This window comes from Wohlfahrtiimonas populi (assembly GCF_002006795.1).
Taxonomy (GTDB): Bacteria; Pseudomonadota; Gammaproteobacteria; order Cardiobacteriales; family Wohlfahrtiimonadaceae; genus Wohlfahrtiimonas; species Wohlfahrtiimonas populi.
This window is the reverse complement of the sequence record NZ_MVDN01000007.1, coordinates 88,524-114,454: the sequence shown is the minus strand read 5'-3', so window position 1 is coordinate 114,454 and position 25,931 is coordinate 88,524. Positions and strand designations below refer to the sequence as shown.

Sequence of the window (25,931 nt, the reverse complement as noted above, 5' to 3'; positions counted from 1 at the left end):
TCCTGTCCTTTTAGCTTAATTGCTTAACAATATATTGCTTCAACACATCGACATCCACAGGCAATACTTCAAAGCGTTGTGGTAATGCCTCAATATTTGCAAAATCAGCTGTACGCTCAGGTTCAAATCCAAGCGCCTCCCTAACTGTTTCTGCAAATTTAATAGGTTTAGCAGTCTCTAAATATAATTGAGGAATCCCTGCATCTTTATATTGAGCTGCGACAAAAATACCATCCGCTGTATGTGGATCAACCACTACATTGAACGCATCATACACCTTACGAATCGTTTCGACTCGATTTTCATGTAAACTCTGGCCTGATTCAATCCCCCAAGATTGACGATCTTGCCAAATAGGATCTTTGGTTAAATCAAAATAACCTTGCTCATCAATTTGTTGCCATAACTGGCGAGTTTTTTCTGCACCTAACAATAAATAGATAAAGCGTTCAAAGTTGCTTGCCTTGGCAATATCCATGGATGGGCTTGACGTTAAATGAACATCCTTCGAGGCACGAGGGCGATAAATGCCAGTTTTAAAGAATTCATCCAAAACATTATTTTCATTCGTCGCGAGAATTAATTTACGGATTGGCAATCCCATTGCACGTGCATAAATGCCTGCAAAAATGTTACCAAAGTTACCTGATGGAATCACAAAATCCACCGACTCACCCACTTCTTTAACAGCAGCCAAGTAAGCTTTAAAGTAATAAACGATCTGCGCTAAAATTCTTGCCCAGTTGATAGAGTTAACAGCACCCAATGCATTTTTTGCTTTATATGCAGCATCATTATTCAGTGCTTTGACTAAATCCTGGCAATCATCAAAAACACCTTCAACTGCTAAATTGAAAATATTTGCATCTTGCACTGAATACATTTGCGCTGTTTGGAATGGGCTCATACGGCCATTTGGGCTCAACATGAATACATTGATTCTTGGTTTGCCTCGCATTGCATGGATTGCACTTGAACCTGTATCGCCAGATGTTGCACCCACGATATTCAAATGCTGATCTTTTTTCTCAAGCAAATAAGGAAATAATTCACCTAAAAATTGCATTGCCATATCTTTAAAGGCAAATGTTGGGCCATTAGATAAGCCTACAACATAATCTTCATCCAATGCAGAAAGAGAAACAATCTCTTCAATACCAAATTTTTCTTCGGTATATGCTGCATTGATAATTTTTCTTAAATCTTCTGCTGGAATATCTTTAGAAAATAGAGAAATAACATTAAACGCTAAATCTGTATAGCTCAGATTTTTCCACTCTTTCAATGTTGCTTGATCAATTTTCGGCATATTTTCAGGCATTGCCAAACCGCCATCTGTCGCCAATCCACCCAATACAACATCAGAAAAATCTAAATGTTGGCTCTCCCCTCTTGTGCTCACAAATTGCATGATATTTTCCATTCAAAGCTAATAAATAAAGAATGGGATTGATTAAAGCACATAAAGAAGAGGATCATCAAGATCAACTGCTAAAAATAAAATTTTAAATCTCGTAAGGGTCCAATAAAATATAATCAATGATCTCAGCTGTTTGAGAATCAATCACAACTGTCATAAATAATTGGCTTTGATCTTGTGGTGAGAAATAACGGATCGGCAACCATTTAAACTGATCTTCGGTTATTTTATGTTTTTGAATAATGCCATCTGCTAGTGATTTAGCCTCAGTATTTTTAGTAAAATATTCATAACCTTTAGCCATTTTTAATACTCTCTGAATATTACTACCTTCATAGGGTGCATAATACTTTGGCATCTTAGAAGGATCCATGCCAAAGAGCGTATCGTTACTCACCTTAATACGCTCTTTCTCATCTGGCACAGTTGTTTCTAAATCAACAACCGCCATTTGTACACCTCTTAACAAAGGTAAAGTACTGAACATACCTGATTCAGGTAATCTAGTACGATCAATATCCTGATCCACAGTCATTTCAAAGCGATCTGTATCAAACACAATATAAACAGGACGAGAGATTGAGACAGTCCAAGCACCCCATGAGAAAAATGCTAACTGACATAACGTAATCACTGTGATGTCGAAAAAATTCGCCTTCTTTGTTTTATGTGGCTTATAAGATAAACCTACGCATAGAGGACCTACACCTAAATCTAATAGCAACATCATCACAACTAACTTATAACCACCTAGTTCTGACGCCCAAATATCTGGATACCATAAACTGACGATAAAAAAAGATAATCCGCCAATTAATAAAAAACTAAAAATAAAATGGTAAACAAAGGCTTTAAAGTTGAATATTTGAGAGAATTTCATAGTTTTTCTATTGTTCTTAAATTATTAGATGAAGGAATTATACAACAGTATATATTTTTGCCCTTGTATAATATATAGCTTGCTCACGCAACAAAATTGCTTAAAAATATTTTTTTTGAATTTTTCTTGCATTCAGCTAGAAATCAATAATAGAATCGAGAGGTTTTGTAACATTATTACGCAGGGGGAAACACAATGAGCAACAACACATACAATCCTTTCATTCATGCTCAGCAACAATTCGATCATGTCGCTAAGACTTTGGAATTAAGTGAAGGCATGAAAGATCTTCTTCGCTCACCAATGAAAGAGATCCATTTTTCTATTCCAGTTAAAATGGACGATGGCACAACGCGTGTCTTCAAAGGATTTCGTATGAAGCACAACGAAGCATTGGGCCCTGCAAAAGGCGGCTTGCGCTTCCATCCACATGAAAGTGCAGATACAGTACGTGCATTATCCATGTGGATGACATGGAAATGTGCAGTTGTTGGTTTACCATTAGGTGGCGGTAAAGGTGGCGTAATTTGCGACCCTCAAACTTTATCATTGGGTGAACAAGAGAGAATTTGTCGTGGATTCATCAGACAAATGCATCAATTATTAGGCCCAAACACAGATGTACCAGCACCAGATGTGATGACAAATGGTCAACACATGATCTGGATGTTAGATGAATACGAAACTATTAGTGGCGGGCATTACCCTGGCATGATCACAGGCAAACCAGTCAGCTTAGGCGGCTCTCAAGGTCGTACTGAAGCAACGGGCTATGGTGTCATCTATACCCTAGAAGCCCTACTGGCAAAGAAAAAACTTAATATCAAAGAAACGACAGCAAGCATTCAAGGCTTTGGTAATGTTGCGCAATATGCAGCGGAATTATATACACAGTTAGGCGGTAAAGTAGTTGCAATCTCTTGCTGGAATCAAAAAGATCAAAAAAGCTATACCATTCAAAATAAAAATGGATTAGATATCGCTGCACTGGTTAGCATTAAAGATAAATTTGGTAGCATCGACTTAAACAAAGCAAAAGCATTGGGTCACGAGATCACTGATGGTAATGCTTGGCTTTATCAGGATGTTGATGTTTTAATTCCTGCCGCCCTAGAAAACCAAATTACAGCAGAAGCTGTTGCAAAACTTTCACCAAAAGTTAAAGTTATTTGCGAAGGTGCCAACGGCCCAACAGCATTGGAAGCTGATGCGTTATTATTTGAACGTGGCATCACATTCATTCCTGACTTTTTATGCAATGCAGGTGGCGTGACTTGTAGCTACTTCGAGCAAATTCAAGGCAACACGAATTTTTATTGGGAAAAAGAAGAAGTTCTGACAAAACTCAAACTCATGATGGTTAGTGCATTTGAAAGAGTTTATGCTCTAGCTGAAGAAAAAAACATTGATATGCGTGATGCCGCTTATACGATTGCAATTCAGCGCGTTAAAGATGCCGTACAGTTACGTGGCTGGGCATAATATATAATTAATCTTATTTCTCACAAAGATCCTCTTTGAAGAATTTTCAAAGGGGATTTTTTTAATTGATCATTATGACTTATTACGATTCGCCATATTATCGCCATCTGTTTTGTGCAAAATCACAAAAATAAAAGTCGCAAAAAAGGTAAATACCCCCATCACAATCATCGTCGCTTGAAATGGCTCTGTTTTTTGAGTAAACATCGCAACAGGCGCATCCGCAAAGACATTCATAAAGATTGCAGCAAATGCAATTGCCAAAGTCATCGATAATTGTTGAAACACAACCATTAAGCTATTACCACTACTCACATTTTCATCGGTTAAATCTGCAACTGTTAATGTATTCATAGCACTAAACTGAATAGAATTGCAAAAACCCAACATAAACAACAGAATGATTAAAACAGAAATATGAACAGTTGGCGCAACAAATCCCATCACAATAATAATGATACTAATAATGAATGTATTAACAATCAGCACTGACTTATAGCCATACCAACGCATAATTGTTGTCACCATCGGTTTATTGATGAGGTTTGCCAATGCCAATGGCACTAAAATCCAACCTGCAATTTCAGGACTATATCCCATCCCCACCTGTAGCAATAAAGGCACAACAAAGGGAATGCACGAAATCCCCAATCTTGCGAGAATACCACCAAACACCCCCACAACAAATGTGCGTATTTTAAATAACGACGGTGAATACAAAGGTGATTCTGTGTAATAAGCATAAATCCAATAGCTCACCAATAATAAAACACCCAAACAAAGTATAACCATTGAGAACAGCTGATTATCTCTACGTGCAATAAATTCCAATCCCAAGATTAACAATGCTATTGAAACCGCAAACATGATATAACCAAAAAAATCAATTTTGACTTTATCTGCTTTGTAATCTGGCATATAGAAAAATGCTAATCCAATACAGATCATACCAATCGGGATATTGATTAAAAATATCCAATGCCATGACATATATTGAACCAAGTACCCACCTAAAATCGGCCCTAACATCGGCCCAATTAAAGCGGGTGTAACTGCATAGCTAATGATCTTAAGAATTTGGGATTTAGGATACGTTTTAAAAATAGATAAACGTGCGACAGGAATAGACATCGCACCACCTACGCCCTGTAAAATACGAGACAATGTTAATTGCGTTAAATCCATCGACAATGCACATAGAAATGAGCCTAACGTGAAAACGATGACAGACAACAAGAATGTGTATTTCGTGCCAAATTTATCAGAAATAATACTACTTAATGGCGTGCAGATTGCCAGAGTTAATGTATAGCTGATAATCGCTGCTTGCATTTGTAATGGAGATTCATTGAGATCTTTTGCAATGGCAGGCAGCGCTGTATTTAGAATAGTTGTTTCCAGCATCTGCATAAAAATTGTAATACCTAAAATCCAAGGTAAAACTTTTTTGGTTTGCTCAGACACAATCGTCTGCCCCATAATCACGACCTCATAAATTACAATTTATTGAATAAGAATATTTATTGATTAGTATAGGCAAAACTAGGCTGTTATTCCATGACAGAATAAAGATATTTGAAGTTAAATTGGAGTGTATTTTAAGATGGTCGGGGCAGAGGGATTCGAACCCCCGACCCACTGGTCCCAAACCAGTTGCGCTACCAGGCTGCGCTATGCCCCGACAAGAATAACTCATTCATGATCGAATGAGTTATGAAAAGATGGGGTGAACGACGGGGATCGAACCCGCGACAACTGGAATCACAATCCAGGGCTCTACCAACTGAGCTACGTCCACCATTGTGCTGCTATAAGAGTAATCGAGAATGGCGCGCTCGGCAGGACTCGAACCTGCTACCCTCGGCTTAGAAGGCCGATGCTCTATCCAGATGAGCTACGAGCGCTCTAAATCAAAAGCTTACTCTTCAAAAATTGGTCGGGGCAGAGGGATTCGAACCCCCGACCCACTGGTCCCAAACCAGTTGCGCTACCAGGCTGCGCTATGCCCCGATGTCTTGTTCTCTAAAAGAGAGCGCTACTATATAGCCAAACAACAACCCTGTCAAACAGATGATCAATCTTTAATCAAATATTTAATCACCATCAATCTTTCAGCCTTAATCACATTAGGTATCTCTTTAGGAGAGACATTTTCAATCAAAGACTTAACATCAATTTCATTTAAGCTTTCATAAACTTTAATTAAACGTAATTTATCTTTTAAAAAATGATCTTTCATGCCAAAAGTTTCTGAAAAAATTTCGACACATTGCAAAAAGTCCATTAATTGATCAGGTTTTCTGAAAGAATCTAAACCCAATAGCAAATCTAACCACGATTCTGCCTCTTTAGGAATGTCATCAAACCAACTTCCCCACTGTTTAAATTTCTCAGCCATCACTTTTTCTTGAACAGATAAACGATATTGTGCTGCAAAAGCTTTAACATCATTCTGGCTCTCTAAAACATTTAATAGCAAAGCCACTCTAATGTGCATAGATGCATTCAGTACTATTGCTAAAGAAACTGCTTTAAATGCTTTATCCAACTGTCCAGTATACTGATCATCAAAACAGTTATCTAAAGCTGGGAATATTACCTTCAACGCACCCAATTCGTGTAAAACAATGAAATATTGAACAGCATGCTTTTCACCCAAGGCTTTATGCGTTTCTAGCCAGATACGTTCTGTGATCAGATGAGAAAGCTCTCCACTTTCAATCATCTTATGAACAAGTAACTGAGTTTCCTCTGCAATCGTAAAATCTTCATCATAGAACCGCGCATAAAAGCGAGCTAAACGCAAAACTCGTAAAGGATCTTCTTCAAAGGCACTGCTAACATGACGAAGCACTCGATTATCCAAGTCTTTCTGCCCACCATAAGGATCAACAATATTACCTTGACCATCCATTGCCATTGCATTGATGGTTAAATCACGGCGCAATAGATCCTCTTCCAATGTGACATCTGGCGTTGCAAAGACCTCAAATCCGCTATAACCATGGCCTTGCTTACGCTCTGTGCGTGCTAAGGCATACTCTTCCTTAGTTTTGGGATGCAAAAATACAGGGAAATCTTTCCCAATCTGTAAATATCCTTCAGATAACAAAAGATTGGATGTTGCGCCAACAATCACCCAATCTATGTCTTTCACATCTTTGCCGAGCAGTTCATCACGAACTGCTCCGCCTACCTTATATATTTGGTAGCTCATAATTTCCTAAAATCCAAATTCAGCTTTAGAGAATGCAATTCTCTCTTCAAAGTTTTCAGTAATGCCCTGCTCTTTCAGCATCTTTAAGCGAGCTTCAACTTTTTGATTACGAAGTGCTAAACCAGAATCATTAGCAATCTGAATATTCAAGCCAGGACGAGCATTCAATTCCAAGATTAAAGGCCCTTTTTCCTGATCCAAAACCATATCCACACCGATATAACCGAGCTTTGATAGCTCATAACAACGGCTAGCCAATGACATAAATTCATCCCAATAAGGCACAATCAAATCGTTGATGGAATGATTGGTATCTGGGTGTTTATCAATCTTATCATTCAGCCACGTACCACGCAGTGTTGAACCCGTGCGCAAGTTAATACCTGCACCAATTGCGCCTTGATGAAGGTTTGCTTTACCACTAGATTGTCTTGTAGGTAAACGCAACATAGCCATCACAGGATAGCCCATCAAAACGATGATACGAATATCAGGCACACCTTCAAAGCTGATGGATTTAAAGATCGGATCTGGTGTTACGCGATACTCAATCAAAGCACGATCTCGCATGCCACCCAATGAATATAAGCCCGTCAAAATATTAGAAACTTGATATTCAATTTCTGACATTGTGATCAATTTACCTGAAATCGTTTTAAAGCGATTTTCATCGAAGCGATCCGCGATTACGATAATCCCATCACCACCTGCACCTTGCGCTGGTTTGATCACAAAATCTTTATGCCCAGCCAAGATATCTTTAAGTTTATGCGTGATTTCGCTTTCAGTTTCAATGATGCCATATTGCTCTGGCACATGAATACCTTCCTCAATCGCCCTAGCCTTTGTCAGAATTTTATCATCCACCACAGGATAATATTTACGATTATTATATTTGAGGATGTAATCACCATTACGCTGATTAATCCCCATAATACCGCGCTCTTTGAGGAACTTCCATGTTTGAATATAACCACCAAACATATTAGCCTTCCTTCACTAACGCTTTAAAGCGAACAAGCTCAGTTAAACGATAACCACGATAACGCCCCATGACTAACATAAACGCAATCAATACAAATAAAATGCCAGGGAATGTGAATGCAAAATACGTCAACCATTCAATATTCATCACATAGAATGCGATTGCACCTGTGAAGAATGTGCCTAATGCAACTTTGAATGCAAAGCTACCACCACGTTCTTCCCACGTAACTGATAAGCGCTCGATTGTCATGGTTAAAATAACCATTGGGAATAATGTTACAGACATGCCTTGATCCAAACCTAATTTATGGCTCATCAAGCTAATGACAGCGATCAGAATCACAACGCAAGTTAACACAACAGAAAGCCGTGGCAACATTTGCAGTTTCAAATGCTCCAGATAGGATCGTATTGCCAAACCAATTGCCACAATTACAGTGAATAAGAATAAACCAAATACAAAGCCTGTTTCACGGAATGCCAAAGCAATTAATACTGGTGTAAATGTACCCAATGTTTGTACGCCCACGATGTTTCTAAAGATTAAAATCGCTAGAACGCCAAATGGAATCACAATCATTGTTAAATAAGTTTCTTGCACTTGAATCGGCAAGCTGTACAAAGAATATGTCAAAAAGCTACTAGCTTCCGCATTGTTAACTTTATTAGAGATAATGCCTTTAGATGTTAGCTCACGATCATCCAAGCTAAAATTCACACTTGCTTTAACATCATTCGATGCTGTTAATAATGGATCATTGCCCACCCACCAAATCAAACGATCATTTGCCAAACCACGATGGCCAGATGTTAAATCGAAGTAAACCCACTCGCCCACTTTCTCTTTACCATCTTTATCCATTTCAATGTAGCTACGGATGAATGTTTGTGGCTTTTGGTTAGAACCAATGCTTAATTTCAATGTATGAACAAACTGGATTGGAATGCGCGCTNATGTTAGCTCACGATCATCCAAGCTAAAATTCACACTTGCTTTAACATCATTCGATGCTGTTAATAATGGATCATTGCCCACCCACCAAATCAAACGATCATTTGCCAAACCACGATGGCCAGATGTTAAATCGAAGTAAACCCACTCGCCCACTTTCTCTTTACCATCTTTATCCATTTCAATGTAGCTACGGATGAATGTTTGTGGCTTTTGGTTAGAACCAATGCTTAATTTCAATGTATGAACAAACTGGATTGGAATGCGCGCTTGAGATAATAAAACTTCCAATACTTTCGCACGATTCTGTATAGAGAAATCATTGCTTAACAATGTTTTTGCATAGTCATTTCTCGAATCATTCAATGTTTGAATTGCTTCTGAAATGAATGTTGCTGTATCAGATGATTGCTCACGAATGCTTGCCACCATGGAATCAGCTGCAACTTTTTCAGCGCCTTCTAACTTAATTGGATCACGATAAACCATGCCTTTTGGCCCAATATAAGTTTCCGCTTCACCTGCTTCTTCTGATACTAATAAACGGTAATACAATGTTTGGTTACCAGACGCTCTACGTGAAGACAAAACTAATTGCTGATTACCTAAAGCATCAGTTTCTCTTGTCACACCATAGTTTCTTGCCAATACATTATCATCTTCTAAAATAACAGTGCTTAAGCCATTGCCTTTAGAAGGAATAAACATACGCAATGTGACTGGCTTAGAACCACGAACATCAAAGCTGATCTTTGTATCAATTGTCCACATCGACCCTCGAGAATTCTCAGTCAATGGAATTTTCAAAATCAGTGCTTGATAAACAATTGAACCTAAACCGATTACCAATAAGATAGCAATTAAAATCTTCAGATGAAGTGTTAAGGATTTCATAATTAATTATTTCGTTGTTGGACAAATAGGAGTGGAAAGCTTAGATGCTGACGGATCAACAATTGCTTTCAATTTTGTTAAACCAATTTTGCCAATTAAAATTGGGAATGTAAAATGCGCACGATCAGTCAAATTCACTTCTAGCTTTTTCTTCTGATCACCCATGCAAATTTCTAGCTCAATTACTGGGCGCTCTGCTGAGGTTTCATCATTCGGTGAATCAATTTCACCACTACGTTTCTTAATGCGGCTCATGCGCTTAATTGGAAACTCATAGTATTTTTTACCACTTTCCACTTGAAAGCGCACCCATTTTTCTTTATTTTTTGTGAAAATCTTCAAGTCTAATGCATTTAAAGATGCTGTTTTTGCACCTGTATCTAACTTGGCATGCAAAGACATATTGCCCAACTGTGGCAAGATCACCATCTCATCATGGCCATAGATTTTCTTCTCAACAACAGGCTTTTCTACAACTTTTACTTCTTCAGCTACTTGAACTGCAGCAGGCTTTTGCTCTGCTGTTTCAACGGCATCTTCAGCATAGCTTGCACCAAAAACAGGAAGCGTCATTAAAGATAACAAAAGCATTCCTCTCATATTTTTCATACTAATCCTTATATATCCAATAAAGTGCACCCTATTTTTGCGCAAAAGAATAGCACTAAATTTAAATGTAAATCGATAATTTACTTTTTCATCAAAGACTGCAAAGCGATCTTAATCAGCTCATCCACAGCCATATTTGGCTTGGCAATTTTCTTAATCATCTTCTCAGCATCACTTGTTTTATAACCCAATGTTGTCAATGCTAAAACGGCATCATTCACTGGATTATGTACAGGTCCTGTATCCAATAAATCTCCTGACGAGATCATGGAAACTGCTTTAATCTTATCTTTCAACTCAACAATTAAACGCTCAGCTGTTTTCTTACCAATTCCTGGTACTCGCGTTAAACGTGTGACATCTTCATTGGCAATAACTTCATACAATTCAGTCACAGATAAACCTGACAAAATCACAATTGCACTTTTCGGGCCAATGCCAGAAACTTTAATCAAAATACGAAAAGCTTCTTTTTCTTCCAATGTATAAAAACCATATAATAGATTGGCATCTTCACGCACGATTTGCTGAATATACAAAGATGCTTCAACTTTTACAGCTGGCAACATAGAAAAAGTTGAGATTGGCACCTCAACTTCATAACCAACGCCATTTGCATCAATGACAACAATATTTGGCGGTAACTTTTCCCAGACTTGCCCTCTTAAACGAGCGATCATTACTTAACTCCTACCAATGGTAAGTGAAATCCATGTGTTAATGCTGCTGCTAATGCATCCGCAGCATCTGCTTGTGGCCTGCCATTCAATTTTAACAAATGCTCTACCATATGTTGCACTTGATCTTTCGTAGCATGCCCATTACCAACAACGGTTTGTTTAATTCTTGTGGCACTGTATTCGTGAATCTCCAATCCTGCTAAAGCAGCTGCGCATAAAACGACACCACGCGCTTGCCCTAATTTCAAAGCAGATTGAGGATTCTTGTGAATAAATACTTGTTCAATCGACAATTGATCAGGTTTATATAAACCAATGAGTTGATCTAATCCTTCAAAAATTGTCTTTAAACGATTGCCAGTGGTTGCTTTGACATCCATACGAATACAACCACTATCAATATATCGAGCTTTTCGATTGACCCATTCAATCACACCATAACCAGTGATTCGACTACCTGGGTCAATGCCTAAAATAATCACAATATTAATTACAGTTGGCTAAGAATATCAGCAGAGATATCAGCATTAGAGTAAACGTTTTGTGTATCGTCTAAATTCTCTAACATATCCAACATTTTAATCATCTGTTTTGCATCATCTAAAGATAATGATACGTTGTTTGCAGCGCGCATTGTTACTTCAGATTCTTCGGGCTTCAAGCCTTTCTCAACCATCGCGCTATAAACTTCTGCATAAGTTTGTGGAGTTGTTAACACATCGATAGATGTATCATCATTCACAACAATATCTTCAGCACCTGCATCAATCGCCGCATCTGTGATTGCTTCTTCATCAGAACCTTCAGGATAAGATAAAACGCCTGTTTCTGTAAATTGGAATGCAACAGAGCCTGAAACACCTAAGTTACCACCACATTTGCTGAACGCATGACGAACTTCGCCCGCTGTACGGTTACGGTTATCAGATAAACAGTCAACCATTACAGCAATACCGCCTGGACCATAACCTTCATAGCGAATTTCTTCTTGTTCTGTATCACTATCACCGCCCAAACCACGTTTAATCGCACGGTCGATAGTATCTTTAGTCATATTTGCTGCCAAAGCTTTATCGATCACCATACGCAAACGTGGATTACTTGCAGGGTCGCCATTCGCCGCCATTCGTGTTGCAATTGTAATTTCACGAATAAAACGTGTAAAAATCTTACCGCGTTTTGCATCTTGAGCACCTTTACGATGCTGAATGTTTGCCCATTTACTATGACCTGCCATTGAAAGCTCCTTAATGACCTACTGAATACTTCAAGTTAAAACTTGTTGATAAAAGATGGCATTTTATCATAAAGAATTCCAATATTTATAATCCAATGTAGGATATCGCCGAATCACAGCTTTTTTATATAAAATTCATTCAAAACAGCTATCTATGATCTCTGAATGATGGTACATATAATTCATCCAATACAATCAAATACCATTAAAAGGAGAGAATCATGCAATCCATTTGCCCCAACAATGCCACGATTTATGATTTTGATAAGAATAATCCAATAAAACTCACAGTCAATGCAGGCGAAACCATCGAAATTTCTACGTTGGATTGTTTTAGCAATCAAGTGGATGAGCAAAATTCTCTTTCTGGCATTGATTGGAACCATATTAATCCTGCTACAGGCCCAATTTATGTGAAAGATGCAAAAGCAGGTGATATTTTAAAAGTCATCATTCACTCTATTGAATTGGCAGAGACTGGTGTCATTGCTGTTGGCCCAGGATTTGGCATCATGCCCTTTGAAGCCATTGCACAAAAGATAGTAAAAGTGGATCAAAATATCGCACATTTTAGTGATGATATTAAAATCCCATTAAATCCTATGATCGGCGTGATCGGTGTTGCACCAGCAGGCGATGCAATTCCAACAGGAACACCAGATTCTCATGGTGGCAATATGGACACTAAATTGATCACTGCGGGCTCTATTCTCTATCTTCCGATTGCAGTGGATGGCGCATTATTTGCATTGGGCGATTTACATGCTGCAATGGGCGATGGTGAAGTTGGTGGCACTGGTATTGAAATTGCAGGGAAAGTCACTGTGACTTTAGATGTTATTCATGATCAATCCATTCCACATCCCATCATAGAAACCAAAGATGCTTTTGCATTCATTGTTTCTAAACCAACCATTGATGAAGCGATCCAATTGGCAACCAAACTAGCAATCGAAGCCATTCATAGATCAACAAAATTATCTCTACATGAATCTGCCATGTTAGCGAGCATTGCTGGCAACGCAGAAATATCTCAATTGGTTGATCCACTGTTAACAGCACGATTTGTTGTACCCAAAAGCATTTTACCTCAATTGCTTTGATGACTTTTTGCTATCATCTCCTCATTAATTCACTGCTTTAAGGAAAAAGACATGTCTCTTTATCAAGCACATATTGAAACACTACAACAAAAAGCTGCTGCATTTCTAGAAAAGCATCAACTAGATGCTTTAGTTTTATCTTCTGGCGCACCAAAATTTTTCTACGATGATGATATTGAAATCCCTCATAGAATGCCTGCAAGTTTCCGTTATTGGATTCCTGAAGCGATTGGTACACATCAATATTTAATCATCACTAAAACAGATCGCACATTATTAAACTATTGCCCAAAAGATTTTTGGTTAAAAGTGAAAGAAGAATTGGGCGAATGGCAACAAATGTTCACCGTTGAAGCACACGCTCAATTGGATGATCTTAAAAATAGCTTAATTAATCAAATAGAAACTAAAAATTGGTTATGGCTAGGTCCTGATTTATTTGATCATGATGACTCTCATCGCGCTTCATTAGAACAAAAGCAAGAGATCGACAGCTGGCGCTTAATCAAAACTGAATTTGAAATCGAATGCATGCGAATCGCCTCTGTACGCGCAGCATCTGCTCACGTTGCAGTTCGTGAGTCTTTGTCTGAATACATCAGCGAATTCCAAATGAATTTAGATTATTTAGATGTGACTGGCATGCGTGAATCTGAAATGCCTTATGGCAACATCATTGCTTACAATGAAAATGGTAGCATTTTGCATTACCAAGAATTGGATCAAGAACCGCCTGCAATGCTATACAGCTTTTTGATTGATGCAGGTGCATCTTTTGAAGGTTACATTTCAGATATTACGCGCACACATGCTGGTCATGATTCTAATGAGTTATTCAAAGCAATCCTAGAAGATATGCGCTTAATCAAACTAGAATTAATCGCACAATGTAAAGCTGGCGTTTCTTACATGGATATTCACAGCTACGCTTTGGAATTGATTGGTGAGTTATTGATCAAACATGAATTCTTGATTGATATCGAAGTTGAAGATGCGATCACAAAAGGTTTAGTGAGAATCTTCTTCCCTCACGGCATTGGGCATTTATTGGGTTTAAATACACACGATACGCCAAGCATTGCAAAATCATTGAAAGAAACAAATGAGACTTTCAAAAATCTTCGCTTAACTCAGCAATTGCAAAACAATATGGTATTAACAATTGAACCTGGTGTTTACTTTAACAATACATTGATCAGCGAAGCGTTGTTAGATGCGGATAAAGCTCAATATATGAATATTGAATTGATCAATGAATTCTTGCCTTATGGCGGTATTCGCGATGAAGATAACATCGTGATTCAAGATGATGAACCACGTAACTTAACAGCAGAAGCATTCAAAGAAATTGGTGCGGAACACTTTTAAATATATTCAAAAGAAGGCTTAATATGCAAAAAAGCCACAATGTCATCATTCATTGTGGCTTTTGTTTTGTTGATTCTATAGGTTTTGAATCTTATTCTGCTGCTTTAGTCACTTCATCAATTTGCATTTCGATACTTTGCAAACCACGACCTGATAAGTACCATAACTTAGGGTTCAATACGATTACTTTGCCATCTTTCACAGCTTGCACATTTGCAAACTCAGGTGCTTGGAAATAATCTGCTTTCATTGGTGTTGCACCAATTGCAGCACTTCTATCCACTACGAAAATGATGTCTGGATTTGTATCTGTGAAATATTTAGTATCAGCTGCAACACGGCCTTCATATTTTTTCTCATCTGCACGCTTAATGCCTGCAACTTCATGCACTACTGTTGCATAACCGCTGCTGTTTGATACGCCGATTTTGCCATCATTGTGCAATACAACCACTGCCTTCTTAGGAGATGCAGAGTTTTTTGCTGCAACTTCTTTAATTTTTGCATCTAACTTATCCCAAGCAGCATTCGCTTCAGCTTCTTTACCTACTGCTTTACCTACAGCAATAATGTTTGCTTTTGCTGAACCTAAGTAATCTTCACTACCAGAGAAATTAATTGTTGGTGCAATTTTTTGGAAATCATCGATTGATCCACCCAAACGACCAGAGATCACGATAAAATCAGGCTTTAAAGAACCAACTAACTCAAGATTTGCATCCTTCAAACCACCTGTTGATTGATATGTTTCTGCAGTATATTTATTTAAATATTCTGGCGCACTATTCTTTGCTACAGCGATCACAGCTTCACCAGCACCCAAAGCTTCAATCGTATCCAAAGCACCAAAATCCATCACAACACCTTTAGGATCTGCCATTGCACTGCCTAAGCTGCCAATCAAAAGTGTTGCCAATAATAATTTACGCATATCATATCCTCTGTTAATTGAATAGTAATTACAAATGTAAATGATTATTATTCACATCTTTTATCAGAAGTCCATTAATAAATAAAATATTTTTATTATTTACAAAATATAGACAAATCCAGCCATATAAAAAAGCCACAATAAATTTATTATGGCCCTCATTTTGATCATGATTACTTCAACGCAATCTACTTAATCGGCGTCATCACTTCTTCAACTTGCAAATCGATGCTTTGTAAACCTTTGCCCGATAAATACCATAATTTTGGTGTCAAATAGATAACATTAACATCCTTTACTGCCTTCACTTCTGCCAATTCTTTAGCTTTAAAATAGTTTTCATCCAATGGTTTTGCACCAATTGCAGCACTTCTATCCACCACATAAATAATATCTGGATTTACCTCTGTTAAATATTTAGCATCCGCTGCAACACGGCCTTCATGTTTCTTTTCATCTGCTCGTTTTACACCCGCAACATCATGTACCAAAGTTGCATAACCACTGTGATTAATTAAACCAACATTGCCATCATTGTGCATCACAACGATTGCTTTCTGTTTCGATGCGGCACTTTTCTCTTGTGCCGATTTAATTTTCGCATCCAACTTTTCTAATGCAGCTTTTGCTTCTGCTTCTTTGCCAATTGCCTTGCCAACTGCCAAAATATTATATTGAACAGATTCCATATAATTATCATTGCCTGCCGAGAAGTTAATCACAGGTGCAATCGATTGTAATTCAGCAGCAGAGCGACCTTGGCGACCAGAAATAATAATAAAATCTGGATTTTCTTGGCGAATTAAATCCATATCTAACTTAAACATATCGCCAGATAACTTATAATCAGCGGTTTTATATTTTTCTAAATATTCTGGTGCAAATTCTTTTGGCAAAGCACTCACAGATGCACTCCCACCTAAAGCTTCAATCGTATCTAAAGCACCAAAATCCATCACAACACCTTTAGGATCTGCCATTGCACTGCCAAAACTACCCACTAAAAGTGTTGCCAATAATAATTTACGCATATCAAAACCTCTAATAATAATTAAATACGAATGAAAATGATTATTATTCGCATTTAATTATAGAAGTCCATCTATTTAGTCTTTTATGATTTACTTGATCACACATTGCTCAGTGATGAATGGATTATCATTCCCCTGCTTTCTTGCAATAATTTGATTGCGTCGACATTCCCATTGCTTCGCTGGATATGAACGATTCCACTCTTGCATTAGATTTTTCTCTTGAGAAGCTAGAACAATGTCATATCGCTGTTCCATATAGAGATAAGTACGAGCGATCATCCCTTTAACTTCTTTACGTGGCTGCACTTGGCGCTTTTTGAAATCTGTTGCAAATTCACATTTACCATATTGATTAAACTTCTTCGTGAACTCACTGAAGCGGAAATTGGAACGATCCGCATTCACTTCGCCAACTGCTGGTTGAAGGTTATGCATATCACCTTCCATGATATCGAATTGCGCAATGCCACCACAATTTTTACGACCACCTTCTTTCCAACAACGCAGCTGTTTACCAAAGTTGTGAGCTGGCATTACATGTTCCCATTCAATACGATTCGCACGCACTTCATCTTTACGAATTTTATAACCACAACTCGCTAAATCTAACTCGCTTTTACGATCCTTGAATTGAAAATCACAACCGCAATAAAACTCTTTCTGCAAAGGATTTTCTTGATAAATTTTGATTAACTCTGTTTTAGCTTTAGCAAAAGTTTGAACATCACGAGAACTGCCTTTATCACTCTGTTCGATGATGGATTTCCCACCAAAGAATGAACCAATTAATGTGATTAAAATAATGATACTTGTACGAATTGGATCTCGTTTTAACTGTTTAATTAAACGATTGACATCCCGTTGGGAAATTTGCTTTTTGGCCATCTTTACTAAATCTAAATTACTAAATAAAACGCCACACTATATAGATAAAGTCATGCTTCCTCAATCTGCAGAGCAAATATAAATCTGTTATACTCCATGAATAAATTTCTTGGGGAAAATAATTTATGAATATCACGTTCTTAGGCACAGGCGCAGGCAAACCATCACTTCAACGAAATGTGACGAGTAATGTCCTCGACTTAACCAAAGAACGACAAGAAATGTGGTTATTCGATTGCGGTGAAGCAACAAGCCATCAAATTCAGCGATTACAACGCAAAGAATCGAAAGAACAATCACCATTACCCAATATTACCTTGCCAAAAATTTCCAAGATTTTCATCACGCATTTACATGGTGATCATATTTTTGGATTGTTTGGATTTTTAACAAGCCGATCTATGAGCGGTTCTAAAAAACCATTGACACTTTATGGCCCAAAAGGCATCAAGAAAATCCTAGATGTTGTGATTGAAACTACAGAATCTTTCATGATGTTTCCATTTGAAGTCATAGAATTAACAGCCAATGATGATCCTAGCCAACCATTTTTAGTTTTTGAAGATGAAACCTTTAAAGTTACAGCCATAGAATTGCAACATCGTGTGCAATCCTTTGCTTACCGCATTGAAGAAAAAGATAGTATTGGTAAATTAGATGTGAATGCATTGCATCAAATTGGTGTACATGATCATGCGGTTTATCAACAATTGAAAGATCAACAAACTGTAACATTAGAAGATGGTCAAGTCTTACAACCTGAAGATTATTTGAAAGATCCACAAAAAGGCAAAACAATTGTTATTTTTGGTGATACATATCCTTGTAAAAATGCCGTGACTATCGCGCAAAATGCTGACTTCATTTTGCATGAAGCCACATATTCACAAGAATTTGAAGTACTGGCTTTAGAACGTGCACATTCCACAACGGCACAAACAGCAACGACAGCCAAGAACGCTAATGTGAAAAAATTATATTTTACTCACATCAGCTCTCGTTATTTTCATAAAGAAGATCAAGATAAATTAGTCGCTGAATGCCGCGAGATTTTCCCTGAAAGCTACATCACTCAGGATCTCATGCGCGTAGAGATCTAAATTAAGATTGTAATTTTGCAATCAAATCTGGGCGGCGCTCTAATGTATCCGCCAAAGATTTTTCCTTACGCCACTCAGCAATTTTCTTATGATTACCAGATAACAAAACATCTGGTACTCGCATGCCATTAATCTCTTCTGGGCGCGTATAATGTGGGCAATCTAACAAACCATCACTGAAAGAATCTTGTTCAAAAGATTCATGATTGGATAAAACATCAGGCAATAAACGTGATACAGAATCAATCACAATATTTGCAGCCAATTCCCCACCTGAGAGAACATAATCCCCCACAGAAAGCTCTAAATCAATTTCACTTTCTATAATTCGCTCATCCACACCTTCGTAACGACCACACAACAAAACAATGTGAGATTGCTCTTGTAGCTTTTGAACTAATGCTTGATCTAATAATTGACCACGTGGCGATAAATAAATGCGATAACCACGATTCTCACGAACTTGGCTAATTTCATCAAAAGCATCTTTCAATGGCTGATACTTCATCACCATGCCAGGACCACCACCATAAGGGCGATCATCTACAGTGTGATGAATATCTGTTGTATATTTACGAGGATTCCAGCATTGTGTTTCAATGCTGCCTTTCTGATGAGCTCGGCCAACCACGCCAAGCTCACAATAATTCTCAATCAATTCAGGGAAAAGTGTTATGACATCAAATATCATCTTCATCCCAATCCACTAAAATTTCTTTAGCTTCTAAATCTACTTTAATCACTGTATGACCAACTGTGAATGGAATTAAACACTCTTGACCATTTTTTTTAGCAACCAATACATCATTTGCACCTGTTTCTAAAAACTCAGTCACTTCACCAAAAATGAAGCCAGCTTCATTTTTAACTGTTAAACCCATTAAATCAGCCAAATAAAACTCACCTTCCTCTAACTCTTCTAATTGTGAGTTTTCAATGAATAATTCTAAACCATAATATGGCTCAATAGCTGTTCTATCAATGAATCCTTTAAACTTGATCGTCAAGCTTTTACCAGCATAAGTTGTATCTTCAACTTGTAATTTCTGCCAAGCATTGTTTCTAAATACAAACAAATGATCGTAACCAAAGATTGCATCTCTTGGTCGAGTTTCAGAAAAGACTTTCACATAACCTTTGAGGCCCTGAAAACCATTGATTTTACCTACAGCGATTTTGCCAGTATTGTCCATATACAAATTACCTTCAAAAAAAAACCTCACTCGACAGAATGAGGTATTTTTATATTAAAAACTAAATTATTGAGCTTTCTTGTTCAACTCATTAATAATTTGTTTAACACGGTCAGTAGGTTGTGCACCAACGCCTACCCAGTAGTTAAAACGATCCATATCAAGACGCACGCGCTCTTCTTGACCAGCAGCGATTGGGTTAAAGAAACCTAAACGCTCAATGTAACGACCTGTTGCTACGTTTCTGCTATCTGCAGCTACTACTTGATAGAAAGGGCGCTTCTTAGATCCACCACGTGCTAAACGAATTGTAACCATAAAATAAAAATCCTAAAAATATAAGTAATTAAATAACACAGCACTTCTTTTACAATATAGAGACACGATACATTAGAAGCACAAAAAATAACGTCTTATTCTACTATAAAAGTTCGAAAAAGAAAATATTTAAGCGTGTACAAAAGTTGGTAAAGTAAATTGAGTTAAAATTGAGAACTCTTCTTCTTCGCAAGTTACCCATTCATAAGCATCTGGACGATTCATTAATTCACGAATCAAAAGATTGTTTAACCTATGTCCTGCTTTATAACCCACAAACTTACCTAAAATTGGAAAGCCCAATTGATATAAGTCACCCACAGCATCTAAAAGCTTGTGGCGAACAAACTCATCAGGATAGCGTAAGCCACCTTCATTTAAGATGCGATAATCATCTACAACGATCGCATTATCTAAACTGCCGCCTAGACCAAGGTTTAATTCACGCATTCTTTCAAAATCACGCATGAAACCAAATGTTCTCGCACGAGAAAATTCTTCAATGAAAACTTTTGCAGAAAAATCACAATCAACATGATCGCCTGTACGATTCAACACAGGATGATCAAATTTAATTGTAAAGTCCAAAGCAAAACCATTATATGGCTCTAACTTTGCAACTTTATCATCTTCTTTCACTGAAACAGTTTTCTTGATCTTGATGAAACGCTTTGGCGCATCTTGATCAACAACACCTGCTGATTGTAATAAGTAAACGAAAGGTGCAGAACTACCATCCATAATAGGAACTTCAGCTGCACTCACTTCGATCAATACATTATCTACACCAAAAGCTGCCAATGCAGCCATTAAGTGTTCAACAGTTGATACAGTTTCTTTAGATTCTGGATTACTTGCAATTTTTGTTGCAAGCATAGTGTCAATCACACTTTCAGCAGAGACAGTGAAGGCAGTACTATTTTCGATATCACTACGTTTAAACTGAATACCAAAATCCACTGGCATAGGCGTTAACGTCAGAGAAACTTTCTTCCCTGAATGTAAGCCGATACCAACTGTTGATATTTTTTGTTTTAAAGTTCTTTGTTTAATCATTTAGTCTGATTGCTTTCTCAAAAATGCTGGAATATCTAAGATCTCACCAAATAATTTATCTTGTTGAGAACCACGACGTTCAGATTTACGACCTGCTTCATAATCATCTTCTTCATGCTGAACAGCACGACGACGAGAAGCTGTCGCCGTCGTTGTATCTCTTGGTGCATCTAACCCTGTTGCAATAATTGTAACGCGTAACTCATCACCCAATTCTTCTTCAATCGCTGTACCAATGATTACAGTTGCATCTTCTGACGCATACTCGCTGATCATATGACCAACTTCATGGTACTCACCGATTGATAAGCCTGCGCCACCAGTAATATTCACAAGAATACCTTTAGCGCCTGCTAAATTAATATTGTCTAATAAAGGTGAAGCAATTGCTTCTTGTGTTGCTTCTCTTGCTCTGTTATCACCAGAAGCAGAACCAACACCCATCATTGCCATACCTTGTTGGCTCATTACAGTTTTAACGTCATTGAAGTCCAAGTTAATTAAACCTGGCTTAATGATGCTTTCTGAAATACCTTGTACAGCATTATATAACACATTGTTTGCAGCCGCAAAAGCTTCAACTAAGCTTGCTGTTTTACCCAATACTGTCAATAAACGTTCATTAGGAATTGTAATCAATGAATCTACGTGTTCAGCCAATACTTTTAAACCAGCATTTGCAGCATTTTCACGTTTTTTACCTTCAAAACTGAATGGTCTAGAAACAACAGCAACTGTCAAAATACCCATTTCACGTGCAGTTTCAGCAATTACAGGTGCAGCACCAGTACCAGTACCACCACCCATTCCTGCAGCAACAAATACCATATTTGCACCATCAAGCGCTTCTTTAATGCGTTCTTTATCTTCTAAAGCTGCTTGACGACCAATTTCCGGATTTGCACCAGCACCCAAGCCTTTTGTTAAAGATGATCCTAATTGAATCATAACTTCTGCTTTTGTCTTCTTAAGTGCTTGAGAATCTGTATTTGCGGATAAAAAGTTCACACCTTTTAAACCAGAATCCACCATATGAGTTACAGCATTGCCACCAGCGCCACCAACGCCAATAATTTTTATAATTGGTTTTTGGTCTTCAAAGTCTTGGTGTAATTCAAAAACTGGCATCTATAAAACCCCATAAAAAAATAAAATTCACGCCATTATAGCAAAATTTTCATACTTTTTAAAAATATTGCTTTAACCCTTTTTTAAACTTCTGAAAGAAACTTTCTTTTGGTTCTTCCCCGTCTCTTCTTTGACTGTGCAAGTAATGTTCTTGCTGAGTCTTTAATAATCCTATTACATTAGCATACCTAGGGTCACGAATGTCAATATGCTGATCAGCTAATTCTTTACAAACCTCAACATTTTTAACAAACCCAACACGCACCGGCAAATCAAAGTAATCTTCCGCAGCATCTTCAATGTGTTCAACTAAAGCACCGCCACCTGTAAAGACAAAACCAGCACCTAGCATATGATCATAATAATTACGCTTAAGTTCTTGGCGAATTAAGCCAAAGAAATCTTCATAACGTGCTTCAATAATACTTGATAATTCTACACGAGAGATGCGTTTAACACCATGATGCATTGGTAATTCTGCCATTTCACCATGAGGAATCATATCTGAACGACAAGAACCAAATTTCACTTTAAAGCTTTCAGCAACATCTGTGCTCATGTGCATAATCGCCGCAATATCCATCGTTACACGATCACCTGCAAATGGAATACTGAACACATCTTTCAAAGCACCATTAATATAAATGGCTAAATCCACTGTGCCGCTACCAATATCCACTAAGCAAACGCCCAAACGTTTTTCATCTTCTGTTAACACAGCTAAAGATGATGCAACACCTTGGAATACAAAATTATCTACGCCAAAATCACATCTTTGAATACATTTACGCGTATTATTCAACACATTAGAAGATGCAGTCACAACAAGTGCTTTCACATCTAAACGAATACCTGTCATTCCAATGGGATTTGTAATGCCTTTTTGCTTATCAATCTCATATTCCTGCGGAATCACGTGAATCACTTCACTGCCTTGAGGAATTGCGAGATCACGAGCATTTTTTAAAACTTCTTCTTTGTCTTTANTTCATCTTCTGTTAACACAGCTAAAGATGATGCAACACCTTGGAATACAAAATTATCTACGCCAAAATCACATCTTTGAATACATTTACGCGTATTATTCAACACATTAGAAGATGCAGTCACAACAAGTGCTTTCACATCTAAACGAATACCTGTCATTCCAATGGGATTTGTAATGCCTTTTTGCTTATCAATCTCATATTCCTGCGGAATCACGTGAATCACTTCACTGCCTTGAGGAATTGCGAGATCACGAGCATTTTTTAAAACTTCTTCTTTGTCTTTATATGTCACTTCTTTACGATTAATTGGCACCATTCCTGCTGATTCATCACAACTGATATGTTCACCAGTCACAGAAGCTGATAAAGAGAAAACTTCGCATTGACCTTGCTTTTCGAGTGATTTAATTGCATCTTTAATCGCACCTGATACTTGTTCAATATCAGAAATTGTTCCACCAGATACACCATAAGTTTTTTGAGAACTCAAGCCTCTCACTATTACTCTATCATCATGAACTTCAGCAACAACCGCAAGAATTTTACTTGTGCCAATGTCTAGCCCTACGACTAAACCTGGTTCTTTTTCTTCTGTCATACGATTATTATTCACCATAATCTCTTACCGTTTCCACTTTAAAGCATATCCATGATCATATCTAAAATCTATCGCGATGATACTATCAATCTTCGAACGAATAGATGAAGGATAGTGCATTACAAATCTTCTGAGCCTTTCTTCAAAAAATCGTGCACCAAGATACAATTCTACATCATTTTCCAGCACAATTGTCCAAGCGCCACGATAATCTAGAATAATTTTTTCAACATTTAACCCGACTGATTGAATGTATTTTTGAATAATTGACATTCCATCCAGCAATTTATCTTTTTGATCAGCATTGCCTTGTAAGCTAATCATCGTTTCCGATGGTATTAAGTCTGGCTCAAAAATTGTGCCATCAGCTTCTATCAAATACAGATCATTCCAAATAGCAATTGGTCTTTTCTCTTCAATAAATAGCTCAATTTGATCTGGCCAACGACGTGTTACTTCAACAGATTTAACCCATGGATTTTTAGCAACTTCATGACGATACAACTCTAAATCATAACTCACAAAATTTTGACCCAATAAAGGATCCAATAATTTTTGTTGACGCTCACCCACCAAATATTTCTCTTCAGAATGGATCAGCACATTCTGAATAGGAAAAATATTATTCATGGAAATGTATTGCCAGCCCATATAAGGAATCAAAAACAATGATGCCAATAGTAGCATTCGCAATGTGAAACGACTGTAATGCCAAGATTTTGCAAAAAAAGCCTTCCAGTCAAATGGTTTTTTATGGCGCACACCACGCTTACGACGACGCGACCAACTGGTCGCGCCGATTACTTGCTCATTATCTTTCTCAGTCGATTTCTTACTCTGAACTGACTTATGTCTTGCTTGCTTCATTCAATAATTATAGTGATGTTTTTAAAATTTCTATGCATAGTGAGTCATAATCTACGCCTGTTGCCTTCGCAGCCATTGGTACCAATGAATGCCCAGTCATACCTGGTGACATATTGACTTCTAATAACCATGGCAAACCTTCTTGATCTAATACTAAATCTACTCTGCCCCAGCCTTTACCAGATACTGCATGGAATGCATCTTCGCAAATTTTCTGAATTTTTGCTTCGATTTCTGTATCCAAACCACATGGACAGAAATATCGAGTATCATCGCGCAAATATTTTGCATCAAAGTCATAGAACGTTAAATCTGTTTCCATGCGAATTAAAGGCAATGCTTTGCCATTCAAAATGGCGCAAGTATATTCACCTTTACCCACAATCCAAGGCTCTGCAAAAATTGTACCACTCTTGCCCTGTGCATTTTGCCAAGCACTCAATAAATCTTCTTTACGCTCAACCTTGCTCACGCCAACACTTGAACCATCTGCACTTGGCTTAACCGCTAATGGAAAAATACCCATTTCTGCAACACGCGCAACATCTTCTTCTGTTTTTAATTCAAATGTTTGCAAAACAGGTAAACCTTTAGCATGCCAAATTGCTTTAGTATGCAATTTATCCATACCAATTGCACAACCCAACATATTACTACCTGTGTATGGGATTTTTAGATACGTTAATAGGGCCTGAATCGTGCCATCTTCACCAAATCCACCGTGCAAGCTATTCATCACACGATCAAATTTATTTTCTACAAGATATGTTGCTAAGTTGACTTCTTGTGTATCAATGCCATGAGCATCCACACCTTTACGCAACAATGCAGCCAATACAGCTTCACCTGACCATAAAGATACTTGGCGCTCTGATGATGTACCACCCAATAAAACTGCAACTTTACCAAATGATTTAGGATCAATTGTTGTCATTATAATGGTCCTCCTTTATAGAAATTTGCTGCAACACTACCAATACTACCTGCACCCATCATCACAACT

General features: G+C 37.6%; 25 protein-coding genes, 4 tRNA genes and 2 pseudogenes. 4 read left to right on the top strand and 27 right to left on the bottom strand.

The window, feature by feature from the left end; translation table 11 throughout:
* Positions 1-10: 10 nt before the first annotated feature.
* Positions 11-1,411, bottom strand: a complete 1,401-nt coding sequence (gene thrC / locus BZK16_RS09290) for a threonine synthase (protein WP_077928610.1) — start codon at positions 1,409-1,411, stop codon at positions 11-13.
* Positions 1,412-1,505: 94 nt separating this feature from the next.
* Positions 1,506-2,300, bottom strand: a complete 795-nt coding sequence (locus BZK16_RS09285) for a hypothetical protein (protein WP_077928609.1) — start codon at positions 2,298-2,300, stop codon at positions 1,506-1,508.
* A gap of 195 nt (positions 2,301-2,495) precedes the next feature.
* Between BZK16_RS09285 and BZK16_RS09280 the strand changes: the two genes are divergently transcribed.
* A complete protein-coding gene (locus tag BZK16_RS09280; protein ID WP_077928608.1) occupies positions 2,496-3,782 on the top strand; it encodes a Glu/Leu/Phe/Val family dehydrogenase in 1,287 nt (428 codons plus the stop codon).
* Between the two features lie 72 nt (positions 3,783-3,854).
* Here BZK16_RS09280 and BZK16_RS09275 read toward each other — a convergent pair whose 3' ends face one another.
* The 13 genes and pseudogenes from BZK16_RS09275 to BZK16_RS09220 all read right to left on the bottom strand — a co-directional run bounded on the left by BZK16_RS09275 (position 3,855) and on the right by BZK16_RS09220 (position 12,358).
* On the bottom strand, positions 3,855-5,261 hold the full coding sequence (locus BZK16_RS09275) for an MFS transporter (RefSeq protein WP_077928607.1): 1,407 nt from the start codon (positions 5,259-5,261) through the stop codon (positions 3,855-3,857).
* Between the two features lie 125 nt (positions 5,262-5,386).
* A tRNA-Pro gene (locus BZK16_RS09270) sits at positions 5,387-5,463 on the bottom strand.
* Between the two features lie 41 nt (positions 5,464-5,504).
* Positions 5,505-5,580, bottom strand: a tRNA-His gene (locus tag BZK16_RS09265).
* Positions 5,581-5,609: 29 nt separating this feature from the next.
* Positions 5,610-5,686: transfer RNA gene (locus BZK16_RS09260), tRNA-Arg, on the bottom strand.
* A gap of 29 nt (positions 5,687-5,715) precedes the next feature.
* A tRNA-Pro gene (locus BZK16_RS09255) sits at positions 5,716-5,792 on the bottom strand.
* A gap of 64 nt (positions 5,793-5,856) precedes the next feature.
* Positions 5,857-6,999, bottom strand: a complete 1,143-nt coding sequence (locus BZK16_RS09250; RefSeq protein WP_077928606.1) for a CCA tRNA nucleotidyltransferase — start codon at positions 6,997-6,999, stop codon at positions 5,857-5,859.
* Between the two features lie 6 nt (positions 7,000-7,005).
* Positions 7,006-7,983, bottom strand: a complete 978-nt coding sequence (locus tag BZK16_RS09245) for an alpha-L-glutamate ligase-like protein (protein ID WP_077928605.1) — start codon at positions 7,981-7,983, stop codon at positions 7,006-7,008.
* A 1-nt stretch (position 7,984) separates the two neighbouring features.
* Positions 7,985-8,947 (bottom strand): annotated as a pseudogene (locus BZK16_RS15010) (7TM domain-containing protein); the annotation flags it as partial.
* A 324-nt stretch (positions 8,948-9,271) separates the two neighbouring features.
* Positions 9,272-9,832 (bottom strand): annotated as a pseudogene (locus tag BZK16_RS15005) (UUP1 family membrane protein); the annotation flags it as partial.
* Positions 9,833-9,838: 6 nt separating this feature from the next.
* Positions 9,839-10,441 carry an ATP-dependent zinc protease family protein gene (locus BZK16_RS09235; protein WP_233145258.1) on the bottom strand — a complete coding sequence of 201 codons (603 nt, stop codon included), beginning with the start codon at positions 10,439-10,441 and terminating at the stop codon, positions 9,839-9,841.
* 80 nt (positions 10,442-10,521) lie between these two features.
* The gene (ruvA, locus tag BZK16_RS09230; protein WP_077928603.1) at positions 10,522-11,121 is read right to left on the bottom strand and encodes a Holliday junction branch migration protein RuvA; all 600 of its coding nucleotides are present in this window, start codon (positions 11,119-11,121) and stop codon (positions 10,522-10,524) included.
* Positions 11,121-11,606, bottom strand: coding sequence for a crossover junction endodeoxyribonuclease RuvC (gene ruvC, locus BZK16_RS09225; RefSeq protein WP_198932450.1), 486 nt, complete (start codon positions 11,604-11,606; stop codon positions 11,121-11,123). The genes ruvA and ruvC overlap by 1 nt, the downstream gene beginning before the upstream one ends.
* 5 nt (positions 11,607-11,611) lie before the next feature.
* Positions 11,612-12,358, bottom strand: a complete 747-nt coding sequence (locus BZK16_RS09220) for a YebC/PmpR family DNA-binding transcriptional regulator (RefSeq protein WP_077928601.1) — start codon at positions 12,356-12,358, stop codon at positions 11,612-11,614.
* Between the two features lie 221 nt (positions 12,359-12,579).
* On the opposite strand from BZK16_RS09220, the gene BZK16_RS09215 reads away from it, so the two are divergent.
* Together BZK16_RS09215 and pepQ are read left to right on the top strand one after the other, a co-directional pair.
* Positions 12,580-13,461, top strand: coding sequence for an acetamidase/formamidase family protein (locus tag BZK16_RS09215; RefSeq protein WP_077928600.1), 882 nt, complete (start codon positions 12,580-12,582; stop codon positions 13,459-13,461).
* 51 nt (positions 13,462-13,512) lie between these two features.
* Positions 13,513-14,829 carry a Xaa-Pro dipeptidase gene (gene pepQ, locus BZK16_RS09210; protein ID WP_077928599.1) on the top strand — a complete coding sequence of 439 codons (1,317 nt, stop codon included), beginning with the start codon at positions 13,513-13,515 and terminating at the stop codon, positions 14,827-14,829.
* A 91-nt stretch (positions 14,830-14,920) separates the two neighbouring features.
* On the opposite strand, the gene BZK16_RS09205 is transcribed toward pepQ, so the two are convergent.
* The 3 genes from BZK16_RS09205 to BZK16_RS09195 form a co-directional block, all read right to left on the bottom strand.
* Complete coding sequence (locus BZK16_RS09205; RefSeq protein ID WP_077928598.1) at positions 14,921-15,760, bottom strand: ABC transporter substrate-binding protein; 840 nt, start codon at positions 15,758-15,760, stop codon at positions 14,921-14,923.
* 188 nt (positions 15,761-15,948) lie between these two features.
* Positions 15,949-16,791, bottom strand: a complete 843-nt coding sequence (locus BZK16_RS09200; protein ID WP_077928597.1) for an ABC transporter substrate-binding protein — start codon at positions 16,789-16,791, stop codon at positions 15,949-15,951.
* A 90-nt stretch (positions 16,792-16,881) separates the two neighbouring features.
* Positions 16,882-17,679 carry an endonuclease gene (locus BZK16_RS09195; protein WP_077928596.1) on the bottom strand — a complete coding sequence of 266 codons (798 nt, stop codon included), beginning with the start codon at positions 17,677-17,679 and terminating at the stop codon, positions 16,882-16,884.
* A gap of 125 nt (positions 17,680-17,804) precedes the next feature.
* Here BZK16_RS09195 and rnz point away from each other — a divergent pair, with 125 nt between their 5' ends.
* Positions 17,805-18,779 carry a ribonuclease Z gene (gene rnz / locus BZK16_RS09190; RefSeq protein WP_077928595.1) on the top strand — a complete coding sequence of 325 codons (975 nt, stop codon included), beginning with the start codon at positions 17,805-17,807 and terminating at the stop codon, positions 18,777-18,779.
* A gap of 1 nt (position 18,780) precedes the next feature.
* Here rnz and trmD read toward each other — a convergent pair whose 3' ends face one another.
* The 9 genes from trmD to BZK16_RS09145 all read right to left on the bottom strand — a co-directional run bounded on the left by trmD (position 18,781) and on the right by BZK16_RS09145 (position 25,862).
* The gene (gene trmD, locus BZK16_RS09185) at positions 18,781-19,476 is read right to left on the bottom strand and encodes a tRNA (guanosine(37)-N1)-methyltransferase TrmD (RefSeq protein ID WP_077928594.1); all 696 of its coding nucleotides are present in this window, start codon (positions 19,474-19,476) and stop codon (positions 18,781-18,783) included.
* Positions 19,460-19,972, bottom strand: coding sequence for a ribosome maturation factor RimM (gene rimM / locus BZK16_RS09180; protein WP_077928593.1), 513 nt, complete (start codon positions 19,970-19,972; stop codon positions 19,460-19,462). The genes trmD and rimM overlap by 17 nt, the downstream gene beginning before the upstream one ends.
* A 66-nt stretch (positions 19,973-20,038) precedes the next feature.
* Complete coding sequence (gene rpsP, locus BZK16_RS09175) at positions 20,039-20,290, bottom strand: 30S ribosomal protein S16 (RefSeq protein ID WP_077925067.1); 252 nt, start codon at positions 20,288-20,290, stop codon at positions 20,039-20,041.
* A 129-nt stretch (positions 20,291-20,419) separates the two neighbouring features.
* Entirely contained in the window at positions 20,420-21,346 is a 927-nt protein-coding gene (lpxC, locus tag BZK16_RS09170; protein ID WP_077928592.1) for a UDP-3-O-acyl-N-acetylglucosamine deacetylase, read from the bottom strand.
* A complete protein-coding gene (gene ftsZ, locus BZK16_RS09165) occupies positions 21,347-22,474 on the bottom strand; it encodes a cell division protein FtsZ (RefSeq protein ID WP_077928591.1) in 1,128 nt (375 codons plus the stop codon).
* A gap of 58 nt (positions 22,475-22,532) precedes the next feature.
* Positions 22,533-23,399 carry a cell division protein FtsA gene (gene ftsA, locus BZK16_RS09160; protein ID WP_233145257.1) on the bottom strand — a complete coding sequence of 289 codons (867 nt, stop codon included), beginning with the start codon at positions 23,397-23,399 and terminating at the stop codon, positions 22,533-22,535.
* A gap of 38 nt (positions 23,400-23,437) precedes the next feature.
* Complete coding sequence (gene ftsA, locus BZK16_RS09155; RefSeq protein ID WP_456300695.1) at positions 23,438-24,061, bottom strand: cell division protein FtsA; 624 nt, start codon at positions 24,059-24,061, stop codon at positions 23,438-23,440.
* Between the two features lie 24 nt (positions 24,062-24,085).
* Positions 24,086-24,928 carry a cell division protein FtsQ/DivIB gene (locus BZK16_RS09150; protein ID WP_077928588.1) on the bottom strand — a complete coding sequence of 281 codons (843 nt, stop codon included), beginning with the start codon at positions 24,926-24,928 and terminating at the stop codon, positions 24,086-24,088.
* Positions 24,929-24,935: 7 nt separating this feature from the next.
* A complete protein-coding gene (locus tag BZK16_RS09145; protein WP_077928587.1) occupies positions 24,936-25,862 on the bottom strand; it encodes a D-alanine--D-alanine ligase in 927 nt (308 codons plus the stop codon).
* Positions 25,863-25,931 lie beyond the last annotated feature (69 nt).